Origin of the sequence: Saccharothrix sp. 6-C (assembly GCF_016695385.1) — a bacterium.
Taxonomy (GTDB): Bacteria; Actinomycetota; Actinomycetes; order Mycobacteriales; family Pseudonocardiaceae; genus Actinosynnema; species Actinosynnema texasense.
Window position 1 is genome coordinate 8,438,680 of record NZ_CP064192.1, and the last position, 19,644, is coordinate 8,458,323.

At 72.0% G+C, this 19,644-nt stretch carries 18 protein-coding genes and 1 tRNA gene; 6 read left to right on the top strand and 13 right to left on the bottom strand.

Annotated elements, in window-relative coordinates; genetic code table 11:
• Positions 1-158: 158 nt before the first annotated feature.
• Positions 159-572 (bottom strand): PH domain-containing protein, encoded by a 414-nt coding sequence (locus IOD16_RS36830; RefSeq protein WP_123744814.1) that lies wholly within the window; start codon positions 570-572, stop codon positions 159-161.
• 216 nt (positions 573-788) lie between these two features.
• On the bottom strand, positions 789-1,055 hold the full coding sequence (crgA, locus tag IOD16_RS36835; RefSeq protein WP_053714567.1) for a cell division protein CrgA: 267 nt from the start codon (positions 1,053-1,055) through the stop codon (positions 789-791).
• A gap of 1,250 nt (positions 1,056-2,305) precedes the next feature.
• Here crgA and IOD16_RS36840 point away from each other — a divergent pair.
• Positions 2,306-3,382 carry a class E sortase gene (locus IOD16_RS36840; protein ID WP_442978080.1) on the top strand — a complete coding sequence of 359 codons (1,077 nt, stop codon included), beginning with the start codon at positions 2,306-2,308 and terminating at the stop codon, positions 3,380-3,382.
• Positions 3,382-3,540 (top strand): hypothetical protein, encoded by a 159-nt coding sequence (locus IOD16_RS36845; RefSeq protein ID WP_170185175.1) that lies wholly within the window; start codon positions 3,382-3,384, stop codon positions 3,538-3,540. Before IOD16_RS36840 ends, IOD16_RS36845 begins: the two co-directional genes overlap by 1 nt.
• 34 nt (positions 3,541-3,574) lie before the next feature.
• On the opposite strand, the gene IOD16_RS36850 is transcribed toward IOD16_RS36845, so the two are convergent.
• The gene (locus IOD16_RS36850) at positions 3,575-4,930 is read right to left on the bottom strand and encodes an FAD-dependent oxidoreductase (RefSeq protein WP_201438034.1); all 1,356 of its coding nucleotides are present in this window, start codon (positions 4,928-4,930) and stop codon (positions 3,575-3,577) included.
• A gap of 65 nt (positions 4,931-4,995) precedes the next feature.
• On the opposite strand from IOD16_RS36850, the gene IOD16_RS36855 reads away from it, so the two are divergent.
• A complete protein-coding gene (locus IOD16_RS36855; RefSeq protein WP_123744812.1) occupies positions 4,996-5,640 on the top strand; it encodes an aminodeoxychorismate/anthranilate synthase component II in 645 nt (214 codons plus the stop codon).
• A gap of 61 nt (positions 5,641-5,701) precedes the next feature.
• Here IOD16_RS36855 and pknB read toward each other — a convergent pair whose 3' ends face one another.
• The 7 genes from pknB to IOD16_RS36890 form a co-directional block, all read right to left on the bottom strand.
• Positions 5,702-7,711, bottom strand: coding sequence for a Stk1 family PASTA domain-containing Ser/Thr kinase (gene pknB, locus IOD16_RS36860; RefSeq protein ID WP_201438035.1), 2,010 nt, complete (start codon positions 7,709-7,711; stop codon positions 5,702-5,704).
• A gap of 72 nt (positions 7,712-7,783) precedes the next feature.
• Positions 7,784-9,223, bottom strand: a complete 1,440-nt coding sequence (locus IOD16_RS36865) for a serine/threonine-protein kinase (protein ID WP_201441725.1) — start codon at positions 9,221-9,223, stop codon at positions 7,784-7,786.
• Positions 9,223-10,686, bottom strand: coding sequence for a peptidoglycan D,D-transpeptidase FtsI family protein (locus IOD16_RS36870; protein ID WP_123744809.1), 1,464 nt, complete (start codon positions 10,684-10,686; stop codon positions 9,223-9,225). Before IOD16_RS36870 ends, IOD16_RS36865 begins: the two co-directional genes overlap by 1 nt.
• Positions 10,683-12,146, bottom strand: a complete 1,464-nt coding sequence (locus tag IOD16_RS36875; RefSeq protein WP_123744808.1) for an FtsW/RodA/SpoVE family cell cycle protein — start codon at positions 12,144-12,146, stop codon at positions 10,683-10,685. The genes IOD16_RS36870 and IOD16_RS36875 overlap by 4 nt, the downstream gene beginning before the upstream one ends.
• 4 nt (positions 12,147-12,150) lie before the next feature.
• The gene (locus tag IOD16_RS36880) at positions 12,151-13,551 is read right to left on the bottom strand and encodes a PP2C family protein-serine/threonine phosphatase (RefSeq protein ID WP_123744807.1); all 1,401 of its coding nucleotides are present in this window, start codon (positions 13,549-13,551) and stop codon (positions 12,151-12,153) included.
• Complete coding sequence (locus IOD16_RS36885; RefSeq protein ID WP_073897742.1) at positions 13,548-14,009, bottom strand: FHA domain-containing protein FhaB/FipA; 462 nt, start codon at positions 14,007-14,009, stop codon at positions 13,548-13,550. Before IOD16_RS36885 ends, IOD16_RS36880 begins: the two co-directional genes overlap by 4 nt.
• Before the next feature lie 55 nt (positions 14,010-14,064).
• Positions 14,065-15,249 (bottom strand): DUF3662 and FHA domain-containing protein, encoded by a 1,185-nt coding sequence (locus IOD16_RS36890; protein WP_123744806.1) that lies wholly within the window; start codon positions 15,247-15,249, stop codon positions 14,065-14,067.
• Between the two features lie 116 nt (positions 15,250-15,365).
• Here IOD16_RS36890 and IOD16_RS36895 point away from each other — a divergent pair.
• The 3 genes from IOD16_RS36895 to IOD16_RS36905 all read left to right on the top strand — a co-directional run bounded on the left by IOD16_RS36895 (position 15,366) and on the right by IOD16_RS36905 (position 17,162).
• Positions 15,366-15,451 (top strand) — tRNA-Leu (locus IOD16_RS36895).
• Positions 15,452-15,897: 446 nt separating this feature from the next.
• Positions 15,898-16,515 (top strand): hypothetical protein, encoded by a 618-nt coding sequence (locus tag IOD16_RS36900; protein WP_123744805.1) that lies wholly within the window; start codon positions 15,898-15,900, stop codon positions 16,513-16,515.
• Between the two features lie 14 nt (positions 16,516-16,529).
• Positions 16,530-17,162 (top strand): NAD(P)-binding oxidoreductase, encoded by a 633-nt coding sequence (locus IOD16_RS36905; protein ID WP_123744804.1) that lies wholly within the window; start codon positions 16,530-16,532, stop codon positions 17,160-17,162.
• Here the strand turns inward: IOD16_RS36905 and IOD16_RS36910 are convergent.
• The 3 genes from IOD16_RS36910 to IOD16_RS36920 are packed head-to-tail and all read right to left on the bottom strand — an operon-like array spanning position 17,117 to position 19,635.
• On the bottom strand, positions 17,117-17,659 hold the full coding sequence (locus IOD16_RS36910; RefSeq protein ID WP_201438036.1) for a DUF1772 domain-containing protein: 543 nt from the start codon (positions 17,657-17,659) through the stop codon (positions 17,117-17,119). The two genes, IOD16_RS36905 and IOD16_RS36910, sit on opposite strands and share 46 nt — an antisense overlap.
• Positions 17,660-17,705: 46 nt before the next feature.
• On the bottom strand, positions 17,706-18,323 hold the full coding sequence (locus IOD16_RS36915; protein WP_236594595.1) for a TetR/AcrR family transcriptional regulator: 618 nt from the start codon (positions 18,321-18,323) through the stop codon (positions 17,706-17,708).
• Positions 18,324-18,357: 34 nt separating this feature from the next.
• Entirely contained in the window at positions 18,358-19,635 is a 1,278-nt protein-coding gene (locus IOD16_RS36920) for a D-arabinono-1,4-lactone oxidase (RefSeq protein WP_201438037.1), read from the bottom strand.
• Between the last annotated feature and the right edge of the window lie 9 nt (positions 19,636-19,644).

Sequence of the window (19,644 nt, forward strand, 5' to 3'; positions counted from 1 at the left end):
GGGCGGCGTCGGCACGTGGCCGACGGCCGCCCGGACCACCGCGCCGGCCTCGGCGGCCCGTTGCTTCGGGCCCGCGCGCCCGGTCCTTCGGTGCTCTACGCCGGTGGACGTCCGGGGCAGGGCCGTTCAGGGCCTGGCGGTCGGCCTCCGGCGGCTCGTCACGGGCGCAGGGCGTGCAGGACGTCCACCACGTCTCGCGGGTCCGTGCCGAGGTCCAGCGGGGTGAAGACGAACAGCTGCTCGTCCTCGCCGCGGTGCCAGTCCAGCTCCAGCGTGGCCGTCTCGCGGCCCAGCCTGCGGGTGCGGGCCAGGCGCACCTTCACCTCGTGCCACGGCAGCTGCCGCGCGCCGTTGAGGGTGCGCACGGTGAGCCCTGAGTCGTCCACCAGCAGCCTGGGGCGCACGAAGGTGCCGTAAGCGCCCAGCGCGAGCTGGACGAGCGTGGCGAGGCCCAGGAAGGCCCGGCTCACCGGGTCCGAACTGAGGATCGTGACCAGCAGGAACACGGCGGCCAGCCCCCAGGCGAGACCGACGAGGCCGGGCTGGGGCGACCAGGTGCGCGGTGGGTTCACGCTTTCGAGTCTGCCGCACTTGTGGACAACTAGGGCCTCCGACCGGGGCTTGTGCAAATTGGCGCAAAGTTGTCCACAGGAGTTGTCCCCATTGGGGATGACTTACAGCCGTGTGCTTCGGTGACCGCCCGGTGAACCCGGTGAACTACCGGGTGACGCGGAACGGCCCGGACGTGGAGCACGTCCGGGCCGTCGGCCACTTGGCGTAGCGCGTGGTCAGCGCCATTTCATGGTCATCAGCAAGCCGACGATCATCAGGGCGAATCCGATGCCGAAGTTCCAGGACCCGAGGTCCATCATCACCGGGACCTTCTCGCCCGCGATGTAGTTGACCACCAGCCACGCCAGCCCCAACAGCATCATGCCGAGCATCACGGCGACGTAGACGGGGTGCGACGGCCCCGCTGCCTTGACCTTGACCGGGGTGCGGCGATCGGCAGGCGCCGTGTAGACGGCCTTCTTGCGGACCTTGGACTTGGGCATGCTGTCCTCGCCTGACGGGTGGATAGGCCTCCAGTGGCCGCGAGTTCACGTCCACTGCTGGATGAACACGTTAACGTAACCGAGCAGGTCCCTGAAGCACCGTGTAGTCCTGGAACGTTCGGCTTGGGAGGTTTTCCGGTGAGCTACGACCCGCCCCCGCCGCAAGGCGGCCCGCCGGGCCGACCGCCACGACCCAGGCCACAACCGCCCCAGGTCACCGGCGAACCGCCGCTCACCGGCCACCGACCGCCCACGCCGGCAGGCGGTTTCAGCAGGCCACCGACCCCGCCGGGGGGTTTCGACCGCCCCGCGGGCCCCGACCGGCTCGGCACGCCGCCCGGCGGCGCCGACCGCCCGCCGACGCCACCGGGCGGGTTCGACCGCCCCGCGGGCCATGCCGGCGACCCCGACCGGCCGGCGACCCCGGCCGCGGGTTTCAGCCGTCCGGGGGAGTCCTACCCGCCCCGCGCAGAGCCACCGCCGACCGGTCGTCGGGCGCGTCGCGACGACGTCCCGCCGCCGGTCGAGCCGCCGCACGCCGAGCCGTACCGGCCCGGGCCCCGCCCGGCCGAGCCGTACCCCGGCGAGCCGTACGCGGCCGAGCCCTACGGGTCCGAGCCGCCGCCGACCGGCCGTCGGGCCCGCCGGGACGAGGTCCCGCCGCCCGTCGAACCACCGCCCACCGGCCGCCGGGCGCGCCGGGACGAGGTCCCGCCGCCCGCCGAGCCCCGGGTCGAGCCGCCCGTCGCGCGTCGCGCGCGCCGTGACGACGTCGCGCCACCGGTCGAGCCGCCGCCGGTCGAGCCCCCGGTCGCGCGCCGTGCGCTCCGGGACGACGTCGCCCCGCCGGTGGAACCCCCCTACACCGAGCCGCCGGTGGTCCGCCGGGCCCGCCGTGACGACGTCCCGCCGCACGCCGGGCCCCAGGCCGCGCCGCCGTACGCCGCGCCGCCGGTCGAGCCGCCGGCCGCCGGTCGCCGTGCGCGCCGCGACGAGATGGGGCCGCGCGTCGAACCGGCCGCCGCCGAACCTCCCGCCGGCCGCCGTGCCCGCCGCGACGACCTCCCGCCGCCCGTGCCGCCCGTGCCGACGCACGCCGAGGAGACCTCGTACGTCGAACCGGTCCGAGTCGGTCCGTCACCCGGCCGCCGCGCCCGGCGTGACGACGCGCCGCCCGTGCCACCCGGCCCCCGCCCGCCGCCGGCCGTCGTCCCGTCGACGACCCGTCGATCCGGCCCGCGCCCTCCGTCGTGGCCGCCCGCCTCGGCGGCGCCGCGCCGCCGCCCGGCGCGCAGCGCCCCCGGCCCGCGCCGCCGGAAGCCGACGCCACCCGCTACACCAACGCGTTCTCCGGCAGCCTCCCGCCGCCTCCGGGGGGACGCCCGCCCGCGCCGCCGCGCCGTCCCCGCCCGGTCGACCCGCCCACCGAGGTCATCGCACCCGTGGACGACTACGACGACGAGTACGAGGACTACGAAGACGAGTACTACGCGGACGAGGACGACCACTACGACGAGGACGACCAGCCCGCGCCGCCGCCCGACAGCACGGCGCGCAAGGCGGTCCGCACGGTCGGCGAGCTGCTGATCACGGCCGGCCTGGTCATCCTGCTGTTCGTGGTCTACGAGGTGTACGTCACCGACCTCATCTCGGCCGGCAAGCAGGACGACGCCACCCAGGCGCTGGACGACCAGTGGAACTCGAACACCGTCGAGGCCGACGAGCAGCGCGAGGTCCAGTACGACCTGCTGGACGGCCAGGCGTTCGCCAAGATGTACATCCCGGTGTTCGGCCCGGACTACAAGTTCTCCATCGTCGAGGGCACCACCGACAAGGACCTGGAGATCGGCCCCGGCCACTACAAGGGCACCGCGCTGCCGGGCGACCCGGGCAACTTCGCCGTGGCGGGCCACCGGGTCGGCAAGGGCGCGCCGTTCAACGACCTCGACCTGCTCAACTCGTGCGACGCGATCGTGGTCGAGACGCAGACCCAGTGGTTCGTCTACCGGGTGCTGCCGAAGTCCGGCGAGGTGGCGGGCTGGGCGGGGCGGCAGTCCCAACCCCAGTGCGCCAAGGTCTCGCCGCTGGGCGCGCCGTACGACAAGACGGTCGGCCAGGAGGTCGTGCTGCCGACCCAGGGCGAGGTGATCAGCCCGGTGCCGCACTTCGAGGGCGAGGTGCCCGCGGCGCAGCAGGCGGCGCTGATGACGCTGACCACCTGCCACCCGCGGTTCTCCGACAAGCAGCGGCTCATCGTGCACTCGGTGCTGACGATGAGCTACCCGAAGGCCCCCGGCTTCGTGCCCGAAGAGATGAAGGAGCAGTGATGTACGGGTGGATCTGGCGGCACCTGCCCGGCCCGCTGCCCGTGCGCGTCCTCGAAGCGCTGGTGCTGGTGGCCGGCGTGGTGGCGCTGCTGATGTTCGTGGTGTTCCCGTGGGCGGAGCCGAAGCTGCCGTTCAACAACGTGACGACGCCCCAGTGACCCGCCCGCCCGGTAGCCCGGACGCCCGGCGGCCCTAGGACCGGCAGATGCCGGTCATCTCCGCCCGGTCCACGACCTTCACCCGGTCGCGGCCCCGCGCGGCGCCGAGGGCCAGCTCGTGCGCGTCCAGCTTGCGCCACCCGTCCACGGTGGTGAACGGCACGGCGCGCTGCTCCAGGAACCGGACCACCGCGTCGGGCGCGCGGCTCGGCGCGACCGGCAGCAGCGGCGCGTCCGCAAGCAGGCTGGTCACGGTCTCCAGCGCGTCGCCCTTGGTGTGGCCGATGAGCCCGATCGGGCCGCGCTTGATCCAGCCGGTGACGTAGACGCCGGTCATCGCCTGCTCGTCCAGGTCGAGCACCCGCCCCGCCTGGTGCGGCACGGTGCCGGAGGTGTGGTCGAACGGCAGGTCGACCAGGGGCGTGGACAGGTAGCCGATGGCCCGGTACACCGCCTGCACGGGCCAGTCGGTGAACTCGCCCGTGCCGCGCACGCCGCCGTCGCCGGTCAGCTCCATCCGCTCGGTGCGCAGGCCGCTGACCGAGGACGACCCCAGCACCTCGACGGGCGCTTCGAGGAAGTGCAGGTGCAGCCGGCGGGCGCGGGAGCGGACGTCGCGGATCGCCCAGTCCTGCAACGTCCTGACCACCATCTCGACCTGCTTGTTCGACCGGATCGCCGCCAGGCCGGCCGCGTCGAAGTCGATGCCCTCGGGGTGCACGACGACCTCGACGTCGGGCGAGTGGTCGAGTTCGCGCAGCTCCAGCGGGGTGAACTTGGCCTGCGCCGGGCCACGCCGGCCGAACACGTGCACGTCGGTGACCGGGCTCCCCGCCAGGCCCGCGTGCACATTGTCCGGGATGTCGGTGCTCAGCAGCTCGTCGGCGGTCTTGGCCAGCACGCGGGCGACGTCGAGGGCGACGTTGCCGACGCCGAGGACGGCGACCTCGCGGGCCCGCAGCGGCCAGGTGCGCGGCACGTCGGGGTGGCCGTCGTACCAGGACACGAACTCGGCCGCGCCGTAGGAGCCGTCCAGGTCGATGCCGGGGATGTCCAACGGCCGGTCCTTCTCCGCGCCGGTGGAGAAGATCACCGCGTCGTAGAAGTGCCTGAGGTCGTCGAGCTTGAGGTCCACGCCGTACTCGACGTTGCCGAAGAACCTGATCCCCGGCCGGTCCAGCACGCGTTGCAGGGCGGTGACGATGCCCTTGATGCGCGGGTGGTCCGGTGCGACGCCGTACCTGATCAAGCCGTACGGCGCGGGCATCCGCTCGAAGAGGTCGACGGCCACCTCGGCGCCCGACTCGGCCGCGGACTTGGTCAGGGTGTCGGCCGCGTAGATGCCGGCGGGGCCGGCGCCGACGACGGCGACGCGCAGGGAACGGGTCATACCACCAGGTTAGGTGAGCCTAAGCTCACTTCTGGCGAGAGGTTCGTCACGACTACGCTGGCGGCATGCGCGTGCTCGTGGTCGACAACTACGACAGCTTCGTCTACAACCTCGTCCAGTACCTGGCCCAGCTCGGCGTCGAGTGCGTCGTGCGGCGCAACGACGCCGTCGAGCTGGACGAGGTCGCCGAGGTCGGTGGCGTCCTGGTCAGCCCTGGTCCCAGCACGCCGGACAAGGCGGGCCGGAGCATGGACGTCATCCGCCACTGCGCGGACCGGGGCGTCCCCGTGTTCGGGGTGTGCCTCGGCCACCAGGCCATCGGCGCGGTGTGGGGCGGCACGGTCGACCTCGCCCCCGAGCTGCGGCACGGCAAGACCAGCGTCGTGCACCACAACGGCGCCGGCGTGCTCAAGGGCGTGCCGAGCCCGTTCACCGCGACCCGCTACCACTCCCTGACCGTGCTGCCGGACACCATCCCGGCCGAGTTCGAGGTGACCGGGCGCACCGAGTCCGGCGTGGTCATGGCCATGCGCCACCGCGAGCTGCCGGTGGAGGGCGTCCAGTTCCACCCGGAGTCGGTGCTGACCGACGGCGGTCACCGGATGCTGGCGAACTGGCTCGCGGTGTGCGGTTTCGAGGTGCCCGAGGGGACCGTCTCGCAGCTGGAGAACGGCATGCGCGAACTCGCCGCGGCGGCCCACCGGGTCTGAGCGCGCGACCGGATCGAAAAAGGCCCCCTCCGGCGTGGAGGGGGCCTTTTTCGGTGTCCGGCTACCTGGTGGACGTCGGTGCGCCGACCTTGAACTCGGCCAGGATCACGTTGATCCGCGCGTTCTTGCCCGCCGGCGCGTTCGGCTTGATCTCCTGGTCCACGATCTTGTTGTTCTGGCTGATCTCGGAGACCGTCTCCCGGTCGGTGACGGTGAGGTCGTTGCCGGTCCACCCGGCCTGGCTGAGCTTGGTGCGCGCCTGGTTCTCGGTGAGCCCGCGCAGGTCGGGCATGAGGAACTGGTTGTTCTTGGACACGCTCAACGTCACCAGCGTGCCCTTCTCCAACCGGCCCGGCCCCGGGTTCTGGGCGATGACCTCGTTCAGCGGCTCGGCGCTGTCGACGTCCTTGGTCTGCACCTTGAACCCGTTGCCCTCGAGCGTGGCGCGCGCGTTGTCCAGCGTCTGGCCGGTCACGTCGGGCAGCTGCACGGTGTCCGGCGCCTTGCCCAGCGACACCGTGACCACGCTGCCCCTGGCCGCGGAGACACCGGGACCCGGCGTCTGCGACAGGACCTTGCCGACCATGTTCGGGTCATCGGTCTCGACGGTCTCGGTGGACTGCTGGTAGATCCAGCCCTCGGCTTCCAGCTTCTTCTGCGCCTCCGCCGGGGACAGCCCGGTGACGCCGGGCACCGGCGCGGGCTCGGCGGCCTTGCCGATCACCAGCTTGACGTCGGTGCGCTTGGCCACTTCCTGGTTCGCCGGCGGGTCGGTCGAGACGACCTTGCCGATCTGGTCGGCGGTGCAGGGCGGCTGCTGGCCCGGCTGCGGCTGGCAGGCGATCAGCTCGATCGTCGTGCCCAGGCCCTGGGCCTCCAGCTCGGCCCGCGCCGCGCCCTGCTCCTTGCCGATCAGGGACGGCACCTTGACCTTGTCCGAGGCCGCGGTGTTCTCGTCGTCGCCGAGCAGCGTGGTGGTGATCCACGTGGCGAGCGCGAGCACGGCGATGCACAGCAGGACGACCAGGGTGACCATGATCGTCTTCTTGCGCCGGGCGCGCCGCTCCTCCTCTTCCTCGGCCAGCGGGTCGTACTCGGCGGGCTCGTCGCGCTGGGCCGACGGGCGGTGCCGGCCACCCGCGACCGGGGCGACCTCGGTGCGCGGCGACGACGTCTGGTTGAGCACCGCGGTGCGGTCCTCCGCCGTCATCACGGCGGGCGCCGAGGGCCGCTGGCCGGACAGCACGCGCACCAGGTCCGCGCGCATCTCCGCGGCCGACTGGTAGCGGTTGGCCGGTCCCTTGGCCATCGCCTTGAGCACGATCGCGTCCAGCGCGGGCGTCACCTTCGGGTTCAGCGCCGACGGCGGCTTGGGGTCCTCCCGCACGTGCTGGTAGGCCACGGCCACGGGGGAGTCGCCGGTGAACGGCGGCTCGCCGGTCAGCAGCTCGAACAGCACGCAACCCGACGCGTACACGTCGGACCGGCCGTCGACGGCCTCACCGCGGGCCTGCTCCGGTGACAGGTACTGGGCGGTCCCTATCACGGCGGCCGTCTGGGTGACCGCGGCCTGGCCGTCGTGCACCGCGCGCGCGATGCCGAAGTCCATCACCTTCACCGCGCCCGCCCGGGTGATCATGACGTTCGCGGGCTTCACGTCCCGGTGCACGATGCCGTGCCGGTGGCTGAAGTCCAGCGCGGCCGACACGTCGGCCATGACCTCCATCGCCCGCTTGCCCGACAGCGGTCCCTGCGTCTTCACGATGTCGCGCAGCGTGCGACCGTCGACGAACTCCATGACGATGTAGGGCAGCGGGCCGTACTCGGTCTGGGTCTCACCGGTGTCGTAGACCGCGACGATGGCGGGGTGGTTCAGCGCCGCCGAGTTCTGGGCCTCGCGACGGAACCTTTCCTGGAACTGGGTGTCACGGGCGAGGTCGGCGCGCAGGACTTTGATGGCGACGTCCCGGCCGAGCCGGACGTCCCGGCCCTTGTGCACCTCCGACATGCCGCCGTAGCCGAGGGTCTCACCCAGTTCGTAGCGGTTGGAGAGCAGTCGCGGAGTGCTCATCAGTGCTTCGTCCCGCTCCTCGTCAACGGTCTCACCATCAAGCCTTGCGTTCGCTGTCGTACCGTTTCGGCGTTAAGTCGGCACACACGTCACCGTGACCCGTGAGCCGATCGCCACCTCACCGGTCGGCGCGAGGTCCGACACCAGGCACCGCCCGGGATCCAGCGGCGCGCCCCCGTCCTCGGAGTGCACCTCGGGTTCCAGGCCGTGCCCGGAGAGCTTCTTCGCGACTTCGTCCACCGGGTGGTCGACGTAGTCGGACTTCGTGATCGTCACCTTCGGCTTGCCGGGGAGGCGATCGGTCGAGTCGTCCAACGGGCGGGCGCTCGTGGTGCCAGTGCCCTGCTGGTTCGCACCACCGGGCACCTCGTCGCCCTTCAGCGCCCAGCGCAAGATGACCACGCCGAGCACCAGCAGCGCGACCAGCAGCACAGCGACCATAACCCACAGCACGGCGCGGTTGCGCCCCGGCGGCCGCGGGCCGGGTGGCAACGGACGGAAAGCGCCCGTGTGCGGAGTGTTCATGGCTGGTGGCACGGGTTGCATGGCCGGGCGCGACCCGGGATGGGTCACCGGGCTGCCCAGATGGGGGTGCTGCGCGTGCGGCGTGGGCGGTGTCATCGGACCGGCCATCGGCGTGCCGACCGCCATCGCGAGGCCGGACGGCGCGGGCAGCGGCTGGCCGGCGCGCACCGCGCCCACCGCCGACGCGAACTCGCCGCCGTTGCGGTAGCGCTGGCGCGGGTCCTTCACGAGGGTCGTCTCGATCAGCGCGCGCGGGCCCGGCGGCACGTCCGGCGGCAACGGCGGCGCGATGTCCCGGATGTGCATCATCGCGACCGTCACCGCGTTCTCCGACAGGAACGGCCGGTGCCCGGTCAGGCACTCGTAGCCGCACACCGCCAGCGCGTACACGTCCGACGCGGGCTCGGCGGCGTGCCCGAGGGCCTGCTCCGGCGCGATGTAGTGGGCCGTGCCCATGACCATGCCGCTGTGCGTGACCGGCGCCGCGTCGGCGGCCTTCGCGATGCCGAAGTCGGTGATCTTCACCCGGCCGGTCGGGGTCACCAGGATGTTGCCCGGCTTCACGTCCCGGTGCACCAGCCCGCGCTCGTGCGCCGCCTGCAACGCGTTGCCGGCCTGCTCCAGCAGGTCGAGCGTGCGGTCCGCGTTCAGCCTGCCGCGCGAGATGATCGCGGCCAGCGGCTCGCCCTCGACCAGCTCCATCACCAGGTAGGCGGTGTCCTCCGGCCCGTCCGGGATCGACGCGGTCTCGCCGTAGTCGTGCACCGCGGCGATGCCGGGGTGGTTGAGCGACGCGGTGGTGCGCGCCTCGATGCGGAACCGGTTCAGGAACTCGGCGTCGCCGCTGAGCTCCGCCTTGAGCACCTTCACCGCGACCTTGCGGTCGAGCCGGGTGTCGTCGGCCTCCCAGACCTCGCCCATGCCGCCGACGGCGATCCGCTTGCTGAGGCGGTACCGGTCGGCGAGCAACTGGCCGGAGGTCAGCATCATCGTCCCCCGAGGTAGGCGCCGATGACCGCGCGGCCGATCGGGGCCGCGACCCGGCCGCCGGTCGCCGACAGGCCCTGCTGGCCGCCGTTCTCCACGATCACCGCGATCGCGATCTCCGGCTTCTCGGCCGGCGCGAACGCCACGTACCAGGCGTGCGGGTTGGTCGAGCGCACGTCCTCGCCGTGCTCGGCGGTGCCCGTCTTGGACGCGATCGTCACGCCGCTGAGCTTGCCGCCGCCACCGGTGTTGTTCTCCGAGGCGATCATCATGTCGCGCAGGGCCTGGGCCTGGTCGGCCTCCATGGCCTCGTCGACCTCGTCCGGCTTGGTCTCGCTGATCACCTGGAGGTCGGGCGCCAGGATCTTGCCGACCAGGTGCGGCTGCATCCGCACGCCGCCGTTCGCGATGGTCGCCGCCATCACCGCGTTGACCAGCGGCGTCACCCGGACGTCCTTCTGGCCGATGCCGGTCTGGTAGATCGACGGCTTGTCCGACATCGGGCCGAGCGTCGAGGGCACCACGGACAGCGGGATCGACAGGTCCTGCTCGCCGATGCCGAACTTGGCCGCCTGGTCGCGCAGCTTGTCCGCGCCCAGCTCGGCGGCCAGCACCGCGAACGCCGTGTTGCACGACTTGGCCAGCGCCTCCTGGAGCGTGGCGACGACGCCGTTGCCGCACTGGGTGTCGTTGAAGTTCGGCAGCGGGGTGTTCGTGCCGGGCAGCGTGATCACCGGGCGGCCGTCGACCTCGGTGTCCTTGGTCTTGCCCTCGGCCAGCGCCGCCGCCGACACGACCAGCTTGAACGTCGAGCCGGGCGGGTAGTTCTCGTGCACCGCGCGGTTGAGCATCGGCTTGGACTCGTCGGCGTCGTAGCCCGTCCAGGCCTCTTCCTGCACGTCCACGTCGTGGCTGGCGAGCACGTTCGGGTCGTAGGACGGGGTGCTGGCCATGGCCAGGATCTCCCCGGTCTGCGGCCTGATCGCGACCACCGTGCCGGTCACGCCCTGCAGCCGTTCGAACGCCGCCTGCTGGAGCTTCGCGTCGATGGTCAGCTGTAGGCTGCCGCCCTTGGGGTCGCGGCCGGTGATCAGGTCCGACACCCGGCGGGCGAACAGCCGGTCGTCCGAGCCGTTGAGCAGGTCGTCCTCGGCGCGCTCCATGCCGCCCGCGCCGTACAGCGTGGAGAAGTAGCCGGTCACCGGCGCGAACGCCGGGCCGTTCGCGTAGGTCCGCAGGTAGCGCAGCCGGTCGTCGACCCGCTGCACGCTGGCCAGCGGCGTGCCGTCGGCGGCGATGATCTGGCCGCGTTCGCGCGAGTACTGGTCCAGGACCACCCGGCGGTTCAGCGGGTTCTTGCGGTAGTCGTCGGCCTTGATGACCTGCACGTACGTGGCGTTGCCCAACAGCAGGAGCATCATCGCCATCATGGCGAGGCCGACCCGGCGGAGCGGTGTGTTCATTTCGGACGCTCCACCATGACTGTGAACTGGTCGGCGATGGCCGGTTGCTGCGGGCGCGGCTTCGGCGTGGTCTTCGGCGCGCGCGCCGCGTCCGAGATCCGCAGCAGCAACGCGACCAGGATGTAGTTGGCCAGCAGCGACGAACCGCCCTTGGACAGGAACGGCGCGGTGATGCCCGTCATCGGGATCAGCTTCGTCACGCCGCCGACGACGATGAAGATCTGGAACGCCACGGCGAACGCCAGGCCACCGCCGAGCAGCTTGCCGAACGTGTCCCGGACCGACAGCGCGGTGCGCAGGCCCCGCATCGCGAACACGGTGTAGATCAGCAGCACCGCGGCCAGCCCGACGAAGCCCAGCTCCTCGCCGATCACGGCGGTGATGAAGTCGGTGTTGGCCTCCGGGATCTGGTCCGGCCGCCCGCCGCCCAGGCCCGCGCCGAACAGCCCGCCCGTGCCGAGCCCGAACAACGACTGCACGATCTGGTAGCCCGTGCCCGACGGGTCGGCGAACGGGTCCAGCCAGTTCTGCACCCGGATCTGGACGTGCCCGAACAGCTTCCACGCCACGACCGCGCCGACGCAGAACATCATCACGCCCAGCACGACCCACGCGGCCCGCTCGGTCGCCACGTACAGCAGCACCAGCACGATGCCGAAGAACAGCAGCGAGCTGCCCAGGTCCTTCTGGAGCACCATGATGCTCACGCCGACCGCCCACGCGGCGATCAGCGGGCCCAGGTCGCGGGCGCGGGGCAGGTCCAGGCCGATGACCCGGCGGCCCGCGATGGTGAACAGGTCCCGCTTCGACACCAGGAACGCGGCGAAGAACACCATCAGCAGGATCTTCGCGAACTCGCCCGGCTGGATGGAGAACGCGCCGAAGCTCAACCAGATCTTCGCGCCGTTGATCTCCGGCGCGATGAAGCTCGGCAGCACGCCGGGCAGCACCAGCGCGACCAGGCCCAGCAAGCCGGCCGTGTAGCCGTAGCGCGCCAGCGTGCGGTGGTCGGACAGCACCTTCAGCACGGTGCAGAACAGCGTCAGCGCGATCGCCGTCCACAGCACCTGCTTCGGCGCGGCCGAGGACCACACCTGGTTGTTCGGCAGCTTCACGTCCGCCATGGCCAGGTCGATCCGGTGGATCATGACCAGGCCCAGGCCGTTGAGCAGCGCGACGCACGGGAGGATCACCGGGTCGGCGTAGGGCGCCCACTTGCGCACCGCGAGGTGCGCCACGGTCAGCAGCCCCAGGTACGCCAGGCCCAGCCACAGGATCCTCATGCTGAGCTCCTGCTCCTGGTTGGCCTCCACCAGGATCAGCGCGCCGGTCACCAGGGTGGCGGCGAACGCGAGCATGAACAGTTCGGTGCTTCGTCGCGTGGGCGGCCTCAACCCGGGCGACGTGCTGCTCGCCGCCGCGAGCGGTGTGCCCTCAGCGCCGGTGACCGGCGAACCCATGCGACTACTGACCCTTTCGGCAATCCGTGCCCGGCTGCTGCACGGGCGTGGTGAGGGGGGTTCCCTCCACCGTGGTGGACGCCGGCGCCTCGGTCGAGGTCGCCGTCGGTGGTGCGGCGGTGGTGGACGTGCCGGTGCTGGCCGACCCGGGGTTGTTCTCGGCGGTGCCCTTCGGGCAGAACGGCAGCGTCTGCTCGGTGCGCAGCCTGCGGATCGCCTCCCGGGCGCCCTCCAGGCCGTCCACGTCGGTGATGCCGTTGCGCACCACGTCCCGGGTGGCGACCTTCAGGTCCTCCACCGTGATCGCCTCGCACGCCTGCGAGCCCGGCGGGCACGAGCCCTCCACCTTGCGGTGCAGGTCGAAGCCGAACACGCTGCCGGTGACGCCGCGGAACACCGACACCTCGCCGTTGTCGCCCTCGCCGACGTAGTACTGGCGCAGGACGTACCAGCGGGTGCCCAGGCCGGCCGCGACGACCAGCAGGAGCAGGAAGACCACCAGCGCGAGCGCCTTGAGCCGGCTGCCGCGCGACCGCCGGGGGTCCGGCGGCGGCATCGGCTCGACCCGCGGCGGGATCGGCCGGGGCCCGGTGATGGAACTCGCCCGCGAGGCGGGCGAGTCGGGTGGTGGCGGGTCTTCGCTGCCGTCGCCGGCCGCGCCGCCCACTATGGGCGCGTCCTCCCCGAAGTCGACGTCGACCACGTCGGCGACGACGACCGTCACGTTGTCGGGGCCGCCGCCCTTGAGCGCCAGCTCGATCATCCGGTCCGCGCACGCCTGCGGGTCCGGGATGCGGATCGCCTCGTCCAGCGTCTCCATGCTGACCACGCCGGACAGGCCGTCCGAGCACAGCAGGTAGCGGTCGCCCGGCCGGGCTTCCCGCACCATCAGCCTCGGCTCCACCTCGTGGCCGGTCAACGCGCGCAGCAGCAGCGAGCGCTGCGGGTGCGTGGCCGCTTCCTCTTCGGTGATCCGTCCCTCGTCGATCAACGACTGCACGAACGTGTCGTCGTGCGTGATCTGCGTGAACGTGCCGTTGCGGAGCATGTAGGCGCGGGAGTCGCCGATGTGCACCATGCCCAGCCGCGAGCCCGCGAACAGCACGGCGGTGAGCGTGGTGCCCATGCCGTCGAGGTCCGGGTCGCTCTGCACGAGCTCGGAGATGGCGCCGTTGCCGGCGATCACCGCGTCGCGCAGCTGGCCGAGCAGGTCGTCGCCCGGCTCGTCGTCGTCGAGCGGCGCCAGGGCGGCGATGACCACCTTGCTGGCCACCTCGCCCGCGGCGTGGCCGCCCATGCCGTCGGCGAGCGCGAGCAGGCGTGGGCCCGCGTACACGGAGTCCTGGTTGTTCGAGCGGACCAGGCCCCGGTCGCTGCGGGCCGCGTATCGGAGGACGAGAGTCATGAGCGCAGCTCGATCACCGTTTTGCCGATTCGGATCGGGGAGCCGAGCGGAACCCGGAGTGGGGCCGTGACCTTCGCCCGGTCGAGATAAGTGCCGTTCGTGGAGCCGAGGTCCTCCACGTACCAGTCGGTGCCGCGCATCGACAGCCGCGCGTGCCTGGTCGACGCGAAGTCGTCGTCCAGCACGAGCGTGGAGTCGTCGGCGCGGCCGATCATGATCGGCCTGCCGTCCAGGGAGATCCGCGTGCCCGCCAGCGCGCCGTGCGTCACGACGAGCTGTCGGGCCGCCTTGTTGCCCCGGGCGGCCTTGCTAGCCCCTCTGCCGAACTTGGGCGTCGGGACACGGAGCCCCGACGCCGCGTACAGGTCGGAGCGGACCACTCGAAGCGCAGCCAATACGAACAACCAGAGCAGGACGAGGAAACCCGCTCTGGTCAGCTGCATCACCAGCTCTGGCACCGGTTGTAACCGCTCCTGACTTGAGTGCCGTCACGCCTTCGCCCGGATCGACCGCTCAGCCCTGGGTGCGGTAGACCAGCGAGGAGTGGCCGATGCGGACGACGTCGCCTTCCGCGAGCTGCCAAGTCTGCACTGGTGTGCCGTTCACCGTGGTGCCGTTTGTCGAACCGAGATCAGCGAGCATGGCACTGTGCCCGTCCCACGTGATCTCCAGGTGCCTCCTGGAGACCCCGGTGTCGGGCAGGCGGAAGTCCGCTTCCTGGCCGCGGCCGACCACGTTGCCGCCCTGCTTGAGGTTGTAAGTGCGGTTGGAGCCGTCGTCCAGGTGCAGCGTCGCGTTCAGCTGCCGGGGACCGGACTGGACCGCCGGCGGCGCGTAACCGCCCTGCGCCGGGTCGCCGTAGCCCTGCTGCCCGTAACCCTGCTGGCCGTAGCCCTGGTCGTAGCCGGGCTGCTGGCCGTAACCCTGGTCGTAGCCGGGCTGCTGCCCGTAGCCCTGGTCGTAGCCGGGCTGGCCGTAACCGGGCTGCTGCTGCCCGTAACCCTGGTCGTAGCCCTGCTGCTGGCCGTAGCCCTGCTCGTAGCCGGGCTGCTGCTGGCCGTAGCCCTGGTCATAGCCGGGCTGCTGGCCGTAACCCTGGTCGTAACCGGGTTGCTGCTGGCCGTAGCCCTGCTCGTAGCCGGGTTGCTGCTGACCGTACCCCTGCTGGTCGTAGCCCTGCTGCTGCTGGCCGTAGCCGCCCTGTGCATAGGGGTCGTAGGCGGGCTGGCCCTGTCCTTGTCCGTAGCCGGGAGGCTGGCTCATGGATCCGTCTCCTGCAGTGCGAGGTGGTGCTGACCGTCGGCTGGCAACTTTCACGTCGGGGTCGACGGACGAGCTGGTTCGGAACTGTCCCGTGTGCAGCGCGTCGGAGCGCTCCAGGGAGACTACGACCTCACCATAGGTATCCCATCCGCTCTCTTCGAGGTGCTCCCGGATGGAGTCCCCCAGGAGCTGGGTGATGCGTAGTTCATCCTGACCGTCCCCGGCAAGCCGATCGTGGTCCTGCGGACCCAGCAGGACCTTGAAGTGGTTCGGAGCGAGCAACCTGCCACCCGCCAACTCGCGGATGCTGCTCTCCGCCTCCCGCTGCAGTGCCTGGGCCACTTCCTGCGGTACGACGTTGCCACCGAACACCCGCGCGAAGGTGTTCCCGACGATGCCTTCGAGACGGCGCTCGAAGCGCTGTACGAGGCCCACGGCAACCCTCCGACCCGGTCGACTTCCATGACCGATCGTATCCGGGCTGACGTGGCGGTACACGGGGCAATTGGTAACCCGGACGGGGACCATGCTAGTGTTCTCCACGTCGCTCCGGGCGAGTGGCGGAATGGCAGACGCGCACGGTTCAGGTCCGTGTGTCCGAAAGGACGTGGGGGTTCAACTCCCCCCTCGCCCACCAAAACCATGAAGTCCCATCCACAGTCGTGGATGGGACTTCATGGTTTTTCTGCTTTTTCGCGCCAGCGAACGCGTGATGTCTGTCACCCGCACAGCCGCGGCCGAACGTGGTGGCTCGGGGGCGGTCGGTCGATTTCGCGCGGCGAGCGGTCGGTGATGCGGTGGTCGGGGTGGCCGGCGGGCCGGGTCCGGCGGTCGTTCCAGGCGAGCGAGGCACACGCTGAGCAGACTTCCGGCCTTCGCGGAGCACCGGGGTCACCCAGACGGCAGCACCGCCGGACCGAAGTCCCCCCGGCGGTCGCCGACCGGTTACCGACCGCTCGACGCCGTCGATCGCAGGACGCCTTTTGCCCCGGGGGTGCGACCGGTCCCACCTGGTACGCCTTACCCAGAGCACGAGTCGAAACGCGGCGGACAGCCCGTCGTGGTTGCCGAGGAGGCCCTGGCGTGAGCAGCACACCAGCACGGATCGCGGACACCGACGACACCAGGGCGCTGTCGGCGACCGCTGTTCCGGTTCCCGAACTGCCCGGTTCCGTCGAGGAGCTGGCCGCCTCCGCGGCGGTGCGCCTCGGCTGGCACGGCGTGGTGCTGCCCGAGATGGTCCTCATGGGGCGCAAGGTGATCGTGGTGGCGGAGCTGCTGGCCGACGCGCACGCCGAGCGGCTGTGCCTCGGCGCGGCGCCGGAGACGGACCGCGCCACGGTGTCGACCTGGGTGTGGCCGGAGATGGACGGCCGCGTGCCGCCGTCCGCGGTGCGGATCGTGGGCGTCCTGGCGGTGGCCCGGCACTGGCGGACCGCGCTGGCCTCGGCGGTGCCGTTCGCCCGCTTCGGCAACGCCGCCGCCGTCCTGCCCACGTCGGTCGTCTTCACGCACGACTACCTGGCCAACTGCCTGCCGCGGGTGCGCCGCTACGGCGTCTCGGTCCTGCTGGCCGACGAGGAGCTCCAGCTGAGCACGGACGTCGCCGGCCGCAACGAGACCGTGCCGGTCGAGGACACCGCGACCACCCGTTGGGTGAATGAACTCGTGTACGAGCGGGTGCTGGCGACCGCGTCCTGACCTACGGTCGGACCATGCGGGTAGTGATCGCGGGCGGACACGGCAAGATCGCGTTGCGGGTGGAGCGGCTGTTGGCCGCGAGGGGTGACAGCGCCACGGCGCTGGTGCGCAACCCCGACCACCACGCGGACGTGCTGGACGCGGGCGGTGTCCCCGTCCACTGCGACCTGGAGGCGGCCGACGTCGCTTCGGTCGCGGAACTGCTGACCGGCGCGGGCGCGGCGCTCTTCGCCGCCGGCGCCGGACCGGGCAGCGGGGTGGCGCGCAAGGACACCGTGGACCGGGCCGCGGCGGTGTTGTTCGCGGAGGCGGCGGAACGGGCGGGTGTGCGCCGGTTCATCCAGATCAGCGCCACCGGCATCGGCCGGACCACCGGCGACGAGGTGTTCGACGCCTACCTGGCGGCCAAGGGCGCCGCCGAGGACGACCTGCGCGAGCGCGACCTGGACTGGACGATCCTGCGGCCGGGCCGGCTGACCGACGACGAGCCGACCGGCCACGTGGAGCTCGCCGAGAAACCGCTACGGGGTTCCGTACCGCGAGCCGACGTGGCGGCCGTCGTCGTGGCCCTCCTGGACCGCCCCGGCACGGTCCGCCGGACCTACGAGCTGATCTCCGGGGACACCCCGATCGCGGACGCCTTCTGACCGTCCGGCGCGCCCGGCCGCGAGCGGGTGGCGATCCAGACGACCAGGACGAACGCGGCCAGCGCGGTGAGGGTGCGCACGAGGTTGAACGCCTCCCACCGCCTCAGGACCTCGGCGTGGTCGGCCGGCGGGGTCGTCACGGCCCACTGCTTGATCAGGCCGTTGATGGGCACGTTGCCGAACCGCGTCACCAGGAACGAGGTCACGACGAGCGCGCTCGCGGCCGCGGCGGCCCGGCGCGCCCCGCCGCGGGTCAGGACGGCCAGGGCGATCGAGCCGATCACGGCCAGCGCCATGGTGGTCTGCACGACCGGTCCGTTCACCCGCATGAGGGCCGAGTGGAACGTCAGCCGCACGTCGAGGGGCACGACGTTGAACGTGGTGACGAGGTTGACGGCGCCGTAGCCGAAGGTCCCGGCGAGCAGGCCGGTGCACAGCAGCGCCAGTCGGGTGGTGAACCGGGTGGCGCGGGCGGTCCCTAATTGCTGAGTAGTCACTCAGTAAATGTAGCGCGCGTGGCCGCGGTCCGTCCGCGACGAGCGGTCAGCGGGCGAGCAGGGCGGGCAGGAGCGCGTCGGCGACCCGGGCGCCGGCCACCGCCGGCGCGTCGGCCCCGCTCAGGTGCCGGAACACCGCCCGCTGGTAGGCGGCGCCGACGATGAGCAGGGCGGCCGGTTCCAGGTCCAGGTCGGCGCGCACGCGGCCGAGCCGCTGCTCCTCGGCGAGGTAGTCGACGACGGGCAGCAGGGCGCGCTGCGGCCCGACCGCGCCGTCGGCGCCCCGTTCCGCGAAACGCGCGCGCAGGTCGCCGTCGGCCTGCACGGCCGCGAGGATCGGCGCGATCCGGCGGTAGTACGCGTCGAGCCCGTCGAGCAGCCGGGTGAGGTTGTCGCGCAGGCTGCCCGCGCCGGCGTCGCGCACGACCGCTTCCGCCACGTCCCGGTACAGCGGCAGGTGCAGGCGCACCACGGCCTGGAGCAGCCCGAGGCGGTCGGTGAAGTGGTAGAAGATGCTCGACTCGGCCGCACCCGCCCGCCGGGCGATCTCCTTGGTCGACAACCGGGCGACGCCCGCCTCGGCGAGGATCGCCTCGGCCGCCGCCAGGATCGCCTCGCGCACGCCCGTCCCGGGGCGCCCGCGCCCCCTGTTGCCGCCGGTCACCCCGTCATCCTGCCCGAGGCGGCCGGCGGCCCGGTCAGCCGAGCACGCGGTCGAGGTAGGCGTTGGTGAACTTGCCGGTCGGGTCGACCTCGCCGCGGACCCGGCGGAAGTCGTCGAAGTGCGGGTAGCGGTCGCGGAGGGCGTCGGCGGAGAGGGAGTGCATCTTGCCCCAGTGCGGTCGCCCGCCGACCGCGCCCGCGATCCGCTCGAAGGCGTCGAAGTACCGCCGGTACGGCATCCCGAGGTACTGGTGCACGGCGATGTAAGCCGTGTCGCGCCCGTGGGCCGTGGACAGCCAGATGTCGTCGCCCTGGGCCACCCGCACCTCGACCGGCACGATCACCCCGTGCTCCAGGCCGCCGACGGCCGACCGCAGCTCCCGCAGCACGTCGTGCAGCGCCGCCCGCGGCACCGCGTACTCGGACTCGACGAACCGCACCCGCCGGGGCGTGACGAAGACGCGGTGCGACACGTCCCGGTAGTCGCGCTCCGACACCAGCGACCCGCACACCCGGTTGAGCGTCCTGGTGGTCGTCGGCACGGCCTTCGCCAGCTTGCAGACCAGCCCGAACGCGCCGTTCTCCATCACCTCGTACTCGTAGAACCGGCGCAGCGCCGACAGCGGCGCGGCCGGCTCGTCGACCCGGTTGTTCCGCTTCACGATCACCCGGTCGGAGTGCGGGAACCAGTGGAACTCCACGTGGTCCTCGACCGCCGTCAGGTGGTCGAACTCCTCCAGCACCGCGTCCAGCCGGCCGGGGAACTCGCGGGCGTGCAGCACGAACGAGGGCACGCACCGCAACGTGACCGTGCTGATCACGCCCAGCGCGCCGAGCCCGACCCTGGCCGCGTGGAACAGCTCGGGCCGTTCGTCGGCGGAGCACCGCGCCACCGACCCGTCGGCGAGCACCAGCTCCAGCGCCACGACCTGCGTGGCGAGGCCGCCGAGCTTCGCGCCGGTGCCGTGCGTCCCGGTCGAGATCGCGCCCGCCACGGTCTGCGCGTCGATGTCCCCGAGGTTCGCCATGGCCAGCCCGAGCACGTCCAGCAGCGCGTTGAGCTGGTGCAGCGTCGTGCCGGACCGGACCGTCACCAGGGAACCGGCCACGTCCACGATGCCGGTCCACGCGTCGAGGTCGATCGCCACGCCGGGCGCGACCGCGATGCCGGTGAACGAGTGCCCGCTGCCGCGCGGGCGGACACTGGGAGCGCCCACCACGACGGAGGCGAGCTCGTCGACGCTCGCCGGGTGCTCGACCCGGTGTGGGGTCGCGGACGCCGTTCGCGCCCAGTTCGTCCACGGGGTCGCCATGCCCACCTC

Coding starts and splice junctions, on each gene's coding strand:
- crgA (WP_053714567.1), bottom strand. CDS start 1,055: ATGCCCAAGTCCAAGGTCCGCAAGAAGGCCGTCTACACGGCGCCTGCC.
- IOD16_RS36845 (WP_170185175.1), top strand. CDS start 3,382: ATGTACGGGTGGATCTGGCGGCACCTGCCCGGCCCGCTGCCCGTGCGC.
- IOD16_RS36850 (WP_201438034.1), bottom strand. CDS start 4,930: ATGACCCGTTCCCTGCGCGTCGCCGTCGTCGGCGCCGGCCCCGCCGGC.
- IOD16_RS36855 (WP_123744812.1), top strand. CDS start 4,996: ATGCGCGTGCTCGTGGTCGACAACTACGACAGCTTCGTCTACAACCTC.
- pknB (WP_201438035.1), bottom strand. CDS start 7,711: ATGAGCACTCCGCGACTGCTCTCCAACCGCTACGAACTGGGTGAGACC.
- IOD16_RS36865 (WP_201441725.1), bottom strand. CDS start 9,223: ATGCTGACCTCCGGCCAGTTGCTCGCCGACCGGTACCGCCTCAGCAAG.
- IOD16_RS36870 (WP_123744809.1), bottom strand. CDS start 10,686: ATGAACACACCGCTCCGCCGGGTCGGCCTCGCCATGATGGCGATGATG.
- IOD16_RS36875 (WP_123744808.1), bottom strand. CDS start 12,146: ATGGGTTCGCCGGTCACCGGCGCTGAGGGCACACCGCTCGCGGCGGCG.
- IOD16_RS36880 (WP_123744807.1), bottom strand. CDS start 13,551: ATGACTCTCGTCCTCCGATACGCGGCCCGCAGCGACCGGGGCCTGGTC.
- IOD16_RS36905 (WP_123744804.1), top strand. CDS start 16,530: ATGCGGGTAGTGATCGCGGGCGGACACGGCAAGATCGCGTTGCGGGTG.
- IOD16_RS36920 (WP_201438037.1), bottom strand. CDS start 19,635: ATGGCGACCCCGTGGACGAACTGGGCGCGAACGGCGTCCGCGACCCCA.